The 8,538-nt window shown below is 48.7% G+C and carries 3 protein-coding genes; 1 reads left to right on the top strand and 2 read right to left on the bottom strand.

The window, feature by feature from the left end:
* Nucleotides 1-112 precede the first annotated feature (112 nt).
* On the bottom strand, nucleotides 113-3,691 hold the full coding sequence (gene nifJ / locus F9K33_14610) for a pyruvate:ferredoxin (flavodoxin) oxidoreductase (GenBank protein ID KAB2878069.1): 3,579 nt from the start codon (nucleotides 3,689-3,691) through the stop codon (nucleotides 113-115).
* Between the two features lie 329 nt (nucleotides 3,692-4,020).
* Nucleotides 4,021-5,178: a chorismate synthase gene (aroC, locus tag F9K33_14605; GenBank protein KAB2878070.1), complete on the bottom strand. Its 1,158-nt coding sequence runs from the start codon at nucleotides 5,176-5,178 to the stop codon at nucleotides 4,021-4,023.
* Between the two features lie 100 nt (nucleotides 5,179-5,278).
* On the opposite strand from aroC, the gene F9K33_14600 reads away from it, so the two are divergent.
* Nucleotides 5,279-8,533, top strand: coding sequence for a tetratricopeptide repeat protein (locus tag F9K33_14600; GenBank protein ID KAB2878068.1), 3,255 nt, complete (start codon nucleotides 5,279-5,281; stop codon nucleotides 8,531-8,533).
* Nucleotides 8,534-8,538 lie beyond the last annotated feature (5 nt).

Genomic DNA, 8,538 nt, shown 5'->3' with positions numbered 1-8,538 from the left:
ATAAAGGTACCTTTCTAATTTATTAGATTAACATTTATTCATTCGAAAATTTCAATCATTGCCCATACCATTTTGACTTTACGATCAATATTAAAGCCGTCGAATTTCTTTGTTAATGATCCGAGACGTCTTTCCCGTTTTCGCCGTAATGGAGCGTCGCCATCTGTTCATAAAAATTCCAGCGCTTATTAATGTCATCCTGCGCCTGTATGGCCAGAGTTTTCGCCATTTCCGGATCGCTCATGGTCAGCATCTTGTAGCGAGTTTCGTTGTACGCATAATCTTTGAACGAAATGCTCGGCGCTTTAGAATCCAGAACCAGCGGGTTTTTTCCCTCCAGGGCCAGGTTCGGATTGTATCGGTATAGCGGCCAGTGTCCGCTGTCCGTTGCGGCTTTTTGCTGATGCAGGCCGAGCCCCATATTAATGCCGTGCGCGATACAATGGCTATAGGCAATGATCACCGACGGGCCGTCGTACGCTTCCGCTTCGAGAAATGCTTTGACCGTTTGCGTATCGTTGGCGCCCATGGCAATTTGCGCGACGTACACGTGTCCGGCGCTGATCGCCATCAGGCCGAGGTCTTTTTTCGACACGCGTTTCCCTGCCGCGGCGAATTTGGCCACGGCGGCGCGATTGGTTGATTTGGACATCTGTCCGCCGGTATTGGAATAGACTTCCGTATCGAGCACCAGAATATTTACATTACGTCCCGACGCGAGTACGTGATCGAGTCCGCCGTAACCGATATCGTATGCCCACCCGTCGCCGCCGACGATCCAGACGCATTTCTTCACCAGAATATCGGCAATCGTTAGAAGCGTTTTTCCTTCGGTTGATTTAATCGTCGCCAGCTGTTTCTTCAACGCTTCCACGCGCTCGCGCTGATCGTGAATATCCGATTCGTCTACTTGTTTTGCCGTGAGAATGGACTGCGCGAGATCGTCGCCAACCTGCGAAGCCAGTTTTTGCAACAGTTCACGCGCGTACTCGTTTTGTTTATCCATCGTGAGCCGCATGCCGAGGCCGAATTCCGCGTTATCTTCAAAAAGCGAATTAGACCATGCCGGGCCCCGTCCTTCCTTATTCTTTGCCCACGGCGTCGTCGGAAGGTTACCTCCGTAGATCGAGGAACAGCCCGTCGCGTTGGCAATAACGGTGCGGTCGCCGAAAAGCTGGCTCAGCAGTTTCAGATACGGCGTTTCGCCGCACCCGGAACAGGCGCCGGAGAATTCAAACAGCGGCTGAAGGAATTGGGAGCCTTTCACCGAGCCGGTTTGAACATTGCGGCGGTCGATCTCGGGCAAGTTGAGGAAGAAGTCCCAATTCGTACGTTCGTTATCACGTAATGGCGGCTGCGGAACCATGTTGATCGCTTTGAGGCGTGTTTCGCTTTTATTTTTCGCAGGACAAACATCCACGCAAATGCCGCAGCCGGTGCAGTCTTCAGGAGCAACCTGGATCGAATACATCATGCCGGGATATTCTTTGCCTCGGTACGGCGTTGATTTGAACGTCGTAGGTTGCGAAGATAGTTCTTTCTGATCATAAACTTTGATGCGAATCGTGGCGTGGGGACAAACCAGCGCGCATTTGTTGCATTGAATACACACTTTGGGATCCCAGGCCGGAATTTCCAGCGCGATATTTCTTTTTTCCCACTGCGCGGTGTCGCTTGGGAACGTGCCGTCAACAGGCATCGCGCTGACCGGCAGATCGTCGCCGAGTCCGGCAATGATTTTAGAAGTTACGTTTTTGACAAAATCCGGCGCCTTCGAGGAAACGACCGGCGGCAATTCGATCTTGCTCGTTACCGTTTTAGGAACTTCAACCTGATGCAAATTGACCAAGGTCTGATCGACGGCGTTGAAATTGATCCGCACAATTTCTTCGCCTTTCTTGCCGTACGTTTTTTCAATCGAAGCTTTGATCGCTTCGATAGCTTTGTCGCGCGGCAGAATTCCGGAAATAGCGAAGAAACACGTTTGCATGATCGTGTTAAAACGGCCGCCCATACCGGTGTCCTTGGCAACGGTATAGCCGTCGATGACATAAAAATTTAATTTTTTATCAATGATCTGTTGCTGAACCGTGCGGGGCAAGGTATTCCAAACTTCGTCTTTTCCGTAAGGGCTGTTGAGCAGGAATGTGCCGCCGTCCACGATAGTTTTCAGCATGTCGTATTTTTCGAGGAACGTATATTGATGGCATGCAACGAAGTTGGATGAATTAACAAGATACGACGACTGGATCTGTTTCGGCCCGAAACGCAAATGGGAAATGGTAACCGAACCGGATTTTTTGGAATCGTAAACAAAATAACCTTGCGCGTAATTGTCGGTGTCTTCGCCGATGATCTTGATGGAATTTTTGTTGGCGCCGACCGTGCCGTCCGCACCGAGTCCGTAGAACAGCGCGCGCACCACATCTTTGCCTTCCGTTGTCAATGACGGGTCGTAGCTCAGGCTTGTATGACTTACGTCGTCGTTAATGCCGATCGTATAATGATTTTTCGGCTGTGGTTTTGACAAATCGTCAAAAATACCTTTGACCATCGCGGATGTGAATTCTTTCGACGATAATCCGTAGCGGCCGCCGACTACTTTCGGAAATGCGAAAGGTAATTTACCTTCGCCCATCGATTCGGTGAGCGCCGTCAGCACATCCTGATACAAAGGTTCGCCAGCGCTGCCGGGTTCTTTTGTGCGGTCAAGAACGGAAATTTTCTTTACCGTTTTCGGTAACGCGCCGATGAATTGTTCGATTGCGAACGGGCGGTAGAGATGAACTTTTAGCACGCCAACTTTTTCGCCTTTATTCACGAGGTAATCGACGGTTTCCTGCGCGGTGGTTGCGCCGGAGCCCATGATGATGATCACGCGGTCCGCATCGGGCGCGCCGTGATAATCGAATAAGTGATATTGCCGTCCGACAATTTTGGCAAATTTATCCATAGTTTTCTGAATGATGTCCGGACACTTTGCGTAATAGGGATTCACCGATTCGCGTCCCTGGAAGAACACGTCCGGGTTCTGCGCAGAACCGCGCATGAAAGGACGGTCCGGCGACAAGGCGCGCAGACGGTGCGCGCGGATGAGTTCCTCATCCATCATCGCGCGGAGATCTTCTTCGGAAAGCTGTTCCACTTTCATCACTTCGTGCGACGTGCGGAAACCGTCAAAGAAATGGATCAGGGGCAGACGCGCTTCCAGTGTCGCGGCATGGGCAATAAGTGCGAAATCCATCACTTCCTGAACCGAGTTAGAAACGAGTTGTCCGAATCCCGTGGCGCGAACGGCCATCACGTCCGAATGATCGCCGAAAATGGACAAAGCCTGCGACGCCACCGACCGCGCCGCAACGTGAAACACCGTGGAGGTCAGTTCACCCGCGATCTTATACATATTTGGAATCATCAGCAGTAAACCCTGCGATGATGTGAAAGTCGTTGTTAATGCGCCCGTTTGTAAGGCGCCGTGAACCGCGCCGGCCGCGCCGCCTTCGCTCTGCATTTCCATCACGGACGGAACCGTTCCCCAAATATTCTTTTGTCCGTGCGCCGACCATTCATCAGAAAATTCGCCCATGGCTGAGGACGGAGTGATGGGATAAATAGCGATAACTTCGTTTAATTTATGAGCAACATACGCCGCCGCTTCATTACCATCCAAAGTGACCATATTTCGTTTCATGGGTTTCCCTATTAATTTATTGAATTTATTATATTTAAAGTATTATCATGTCTTTGATTAGTTGGATTAAAGATAAGGAATTCATATCCCCACAACAATGACCGATGTCATGTTTTTAACTGATTTATGTCGGAAGATGGAAATTATGCAAAAAGGAGAAAGCGGTGGAATTTAGGAGCAAGAGGATGGTTTGAAGAGGAATTTCATTGAGATCATTAACCGCAGAGGCGCAAAGATCGCAAAGAAAAAAAATATCGCAATTTCGGGCTGATGATTTCTGCGTGCATCTGCGAAATCTGCGGGAGGTGAAATCGTAGTTTGTGTTCGTCTCAGCGATGGAACTGTAAATGCTTTTTAATTTCGTTCATACTGTCTCCGCCGAATTTTTCCAGGAAAGGATTGATCAGCGCGAGCGCCGTCATGGCTTCGGCGACCACCGCCGCGGCGGGAACGGAACACGTATCCGTTCGCTCTTTATGCGCGGAGGCTGATTTTTTGGTTTCAATATCGACCGACATCAGCGGCCGGGCGAGCGTGGGAATAGGTTTCATCGCGCCGCGCAAAATTAACCGTTCGCCCGTGGTCATCCCGCCTTCAAGTCCGCCGGAACGGTTCGTTTTACGGTAATAACCCTTTTTTTCGTCATAGAAGATTTCGTCATGAACGTCAGAGCCGAATTTTCCCGCGTTTTCAAAAGCATCGCCGATCTCGACGCCTTTGACGGCCGGGATAGAACAGATATATTGCGCCAAAATACCGTCTAATTTTTTATCCCAATGCGTATAGCTGCCAAGTCCTGCCGGAAGGCCGTCTACCACCACTTCAAATATTCCGCCCAGCGAATTGCCTTCCTTTTGTGCCGCCTTTATTTCGTCGATCATTTTTTTTGAGTCTTCCGGATACAGCGCGCGAACTTCAGAATCGTCGGATAATTTCGTTATCTCAGATACACTGAAATTTTGAATTTTAAATGTTGAATTTTGAATTTTGATTTTTCCGATTTGAATTACATGGGATGCGATTGTGACACCGAATTCCTCGAGTAATTTTCTTGCAACGCTTCCGAGCGCAACACGCATGGCCGTTTCCCGCGCGCTGGAGCGTTCAATTACGGGCCGAATATCATCGAATCCGAATTTGAGTATGCCGGCAAGATCGGCATGGCCCGGACGGGGAAGCGTAACTTTTTTTATTTTGTTCTTATCCCTTTGAGCCTCAACCGGCATAACGTCTTTCCAGTTTTCCCAATCTTTATTCCATACGAGCAAGCCGATCGGAGAACCGATGGTCTTCCCGAATCGCACACCGGAAATAATTTCTGCCCGGTCGGATTCGATCTTCATGCGTCCGCCGCGGCCGTAACCTTGCTGCCGGCGATGCAGCTGGTGGTCAATATATTCTGCGGCCAATTCCAGTCCTGCAGGAATACCTTCGATTATCCCGACCAGGCCTTTGCCGTGCGATTCGCCGGCGGTTAAAAAACGGATCATAGAATCGTAACCCAGTTTGTTTTTTTTTAATCTAAATACATTCGGTTTGAAATTCAATGTTGTAATCTCGTCCCTGCATTTTTTCAGAATTGCCTTTATGACGGAAATAGATTATCTTTGCGTCCATGTAAGTTTTATTTTGAAACAATTTAGGATTTTGATTCCCATGAAAAATTTTCTGATGTTCGTCATCTCACTTTTTATTATTCAAACCGCCGCATTCGCCCAGTGGCAGAAGATCTTGACCACGGATAAAGGCGGCAGTTCCGTGCACGTTATGTCCATCGATTTTGATGACAACGGCGTCTGGGTCGGCGTGCATAACGGCGGAGTAAAACAATTTACCGGCATCAAAGAAACAGCGTCTTTTACCAAGGAAAGCGGATTATTGTCGGATAAAATTCGCGCGATCGCCGTTGACAAGACCGGAAGGAAATGGATTGCCACGGACAACGGCCTGGATATGTGGGACGGTAAGAAATTCACGCATAACCAGAAAAACGACATAACGCTGCTGACCAACGATATCACAGCCCTGCATGTGGACGACGATAATCAGGTGTGGGTTGGCACGGATAAAGGACTGGTGCGAATCAACGGCGACCGATGGTCGGTTTTTGATACCAAGAACACCAACAAACTACTGCCGTCCAATTCGATTCGCGCGATTCACTCCAATTGGCGCGGCGCGATATGGGTTGCCACCGACGAGGGGCTTGCTCAATTCAACGGGAAAACATGGAAAAATTATAACCAGAAACTGAACGGCCTGCCGTCCAACGATATTCACGACGTGTTTGTTGCGTCGGATGGGATCGTATGGGTCGCCACGGAAAAAGGCGTCGGCAAATTTGATGAAAAAATCTGTACGCAGTACTTAAAAGATATTCCTGCAAGTTCGATCACCATGGACCTCGCGGGAAACGTCTGGGTCGCATCCGAGGAAGACGGCATCTACAAAATTCAGGACGGAAAGGAAAAAGCCTTTACGGTCAAGGACGGACTGGCCTCCGACGAAGGATTGGTAATCGAATGCGATCCTTATGGCGATATATGGGCTGGCACGAAGACGGGTTTGAATCAGTTCACCGATAAAGACGATGCGGTTAAGATCGCTTCAGCCTTGTTTCAAAAAGCGGAGGAATTCCGCGTATTAGGCGACGACGTGAATGCGAGAAAATTTTACGACCTGTTTTTCACCCGCGATTATCTGAAGCAGGCGCAGGAGATTCCGCTGGTGATCTTCGCGCTGGAACAAATGAGCTTGAAAGACGAACAGCTTGATAAAGTCAAAGAACTTGCGAAAAAGTTCCTGGCGCAATTTCCAACTCATGGGAAAGCAAAACAAGTGATTTTGGATGTAGCGGATCTGTCGGCCGAACTTCAGAAGGTCAATGACGCGCAGATGTATTACCAGCAATACCTTGACACATATCCGGACGATCCTGTCAATCCGGAAATTTTATGGAAAATGGCTTCGTTGTTTGAAAAAGACGGCGACTCATTCGGCGCGGCGCGGTTATATCAGAAATTGAACAACAAATATCCTGACAACTCCCGGTATAACGAGATTCGCTGGATCGTTGCGAATATGGAGGAAAAACAGAAAGGGCCGGAAGTTTCCCAGCCCGTATACAATGATCTTGCCGCGGCAAGCGATGATTATGAGATCCTGTACAGGGTCGGAGACGCGTATGATATGACGCATCGCGAAGACATTATGAAGAGCCTTAAAGGCGGCATCGAATGGAAAAATTATGCGACGGCCTCGCCGGTAAATTATTTTATGATCGAAGGAAATAATTTGTGGATCGGCACGCAGAATAACGGAGCGGTGAAATGGGATATGACCATGAACGCGCTGACGTCCTACACCGACGGTTTGTCCGGGCAAAACGTAACGCAGATTTATTTGGATTCCGACCGCGACCTTTGGGCGATCATGGGCGGCTTGACAAAAAACACGCTCTACAATATGAATTACAGCAGGAATAAGTCCAAGTGGATCGTCATGGGTTCGCCTTTTAATACCCGCGCGATCCGGCAGATGTTTTACCGTCCTAAAACGAAATCGGTAGTTGCGGCAACCGACCAGGGATTGCTGATCGGAGGAAAAAGTTTTACTTCCAGAAACGGCATGCCTTCCGATAACGTCAAATTCGTTATCGATGACAGCAAAGGCGTGCTGTGGCTGATCGCGGATAAATACCTTGTTCAGCTCGACAAGGAACCCAAAGTGATCGTGAATACCGGCGATATTGATTTTTCGGAAGTCCGCGATTTTTACATTGATGCCAACGATACCAAATGGCTTGCGACGAACAAAGGGGTTGCGGCGTACGACGGCGCCTGGCGCATATACACGACCAAAGACGGATTGGTGACCGATGTCATTCAATGCGTCAGTGTTTCCAAATCGGGCAAGGTCATTGCAGGTACGAAATCGGGCATGAGTTTTTTTAATAAAACATTTTGGATCAATTATACCACGGCCAACGGCCTTCCGTCCAACGATGTGAAAGTAGTGAAATTTTCCGATGATGAGAGTATCTGGATAGGAACGGACAAAGGCGTTCATCTGCGCAAATCCAGCGGGGACGGAGACCGTTACCTTATGGTACAGTCTGTTTTGATACAAGAAGAACTTTTGTGGAAACAGAAAAAATTCTCTGAAGCGCGCGCCTTATATCCCCTGCTGCGCACCTATTCCGACCTGGATGAGTGGATTGCTTTTAAGAAAGCGGTTTGTCTTGAAAAAGAAGGAAAAATCGACGAAGCCCAGGCCGCTTATCTGAAGATTCGTATGGATAATCCGGTCACCGTGTGGGCAACGGATTTTTATTTATACCGTATCGCAAGAAAATACGAAGCGGCAAACAAGCCCGACAAAGCCATGGTCATATATAATGAATTGGCCGAAAAAATGAGAACGGAAATGAAAAACACGTACCGCATTGAGGAATCCCTGGTTCGGGTTGCGGATACGTATCTGGCCAACAAGAACACGGAAGTGCCGCTGGGAATTTATAAGCAGGTCGCGCAGACTTTTCCCAACAGCGTTCTGCTGCCGAAAGTGGGCGACCGGATGTGCTCGATAGGAAAAGACTACGAGTTAAAGAAGGAATACGATAAAGCTATCGCGGTCTACCTGGACTTTCTCGTAGCATTTGCCGACGACGCGCGTGCGCCGCAGGTGAAACTAAGTCTGGCGCAGATCTATTTTGAAAAGAACCGTATCGCCGATGCCGAACGATTTTATCTTAATTTGAGCATGTTCGCTCCGGAACCGATCAAATCGATTTCGGAACGCAGACTGGCAAAAGTGCAGAGGATGATCAAACAAGTGAAATAAGAATG

This window comes from bacterium (assembly GCA_008933615.1).
GTDB lineage: Bacteria > CLD3 > CLD3 > SB21 > SB21 > SB21.
Note: the sequence above shows the minus strand (reverse complement) of the source record. Positions and strands in the feature narration are given on the sequence as shown.

Bases quoted from the DNA above. Each gene is read 5' to 3' on its own strand.
- nifJ (KAB2878069.1), bottom strand. From the start codon at position 3,691: ATGAAACGAAATATGGTCACTTTGGATGGTAATGAAGCGGCGGCGTAT.
- F9K33_14600 (KAB2878068.1), top strand. From the start codon at position 5,279: ATGACGGAAATAGATTATCTTTGCGTCCATGTAAGTTTTATTTTGAAA.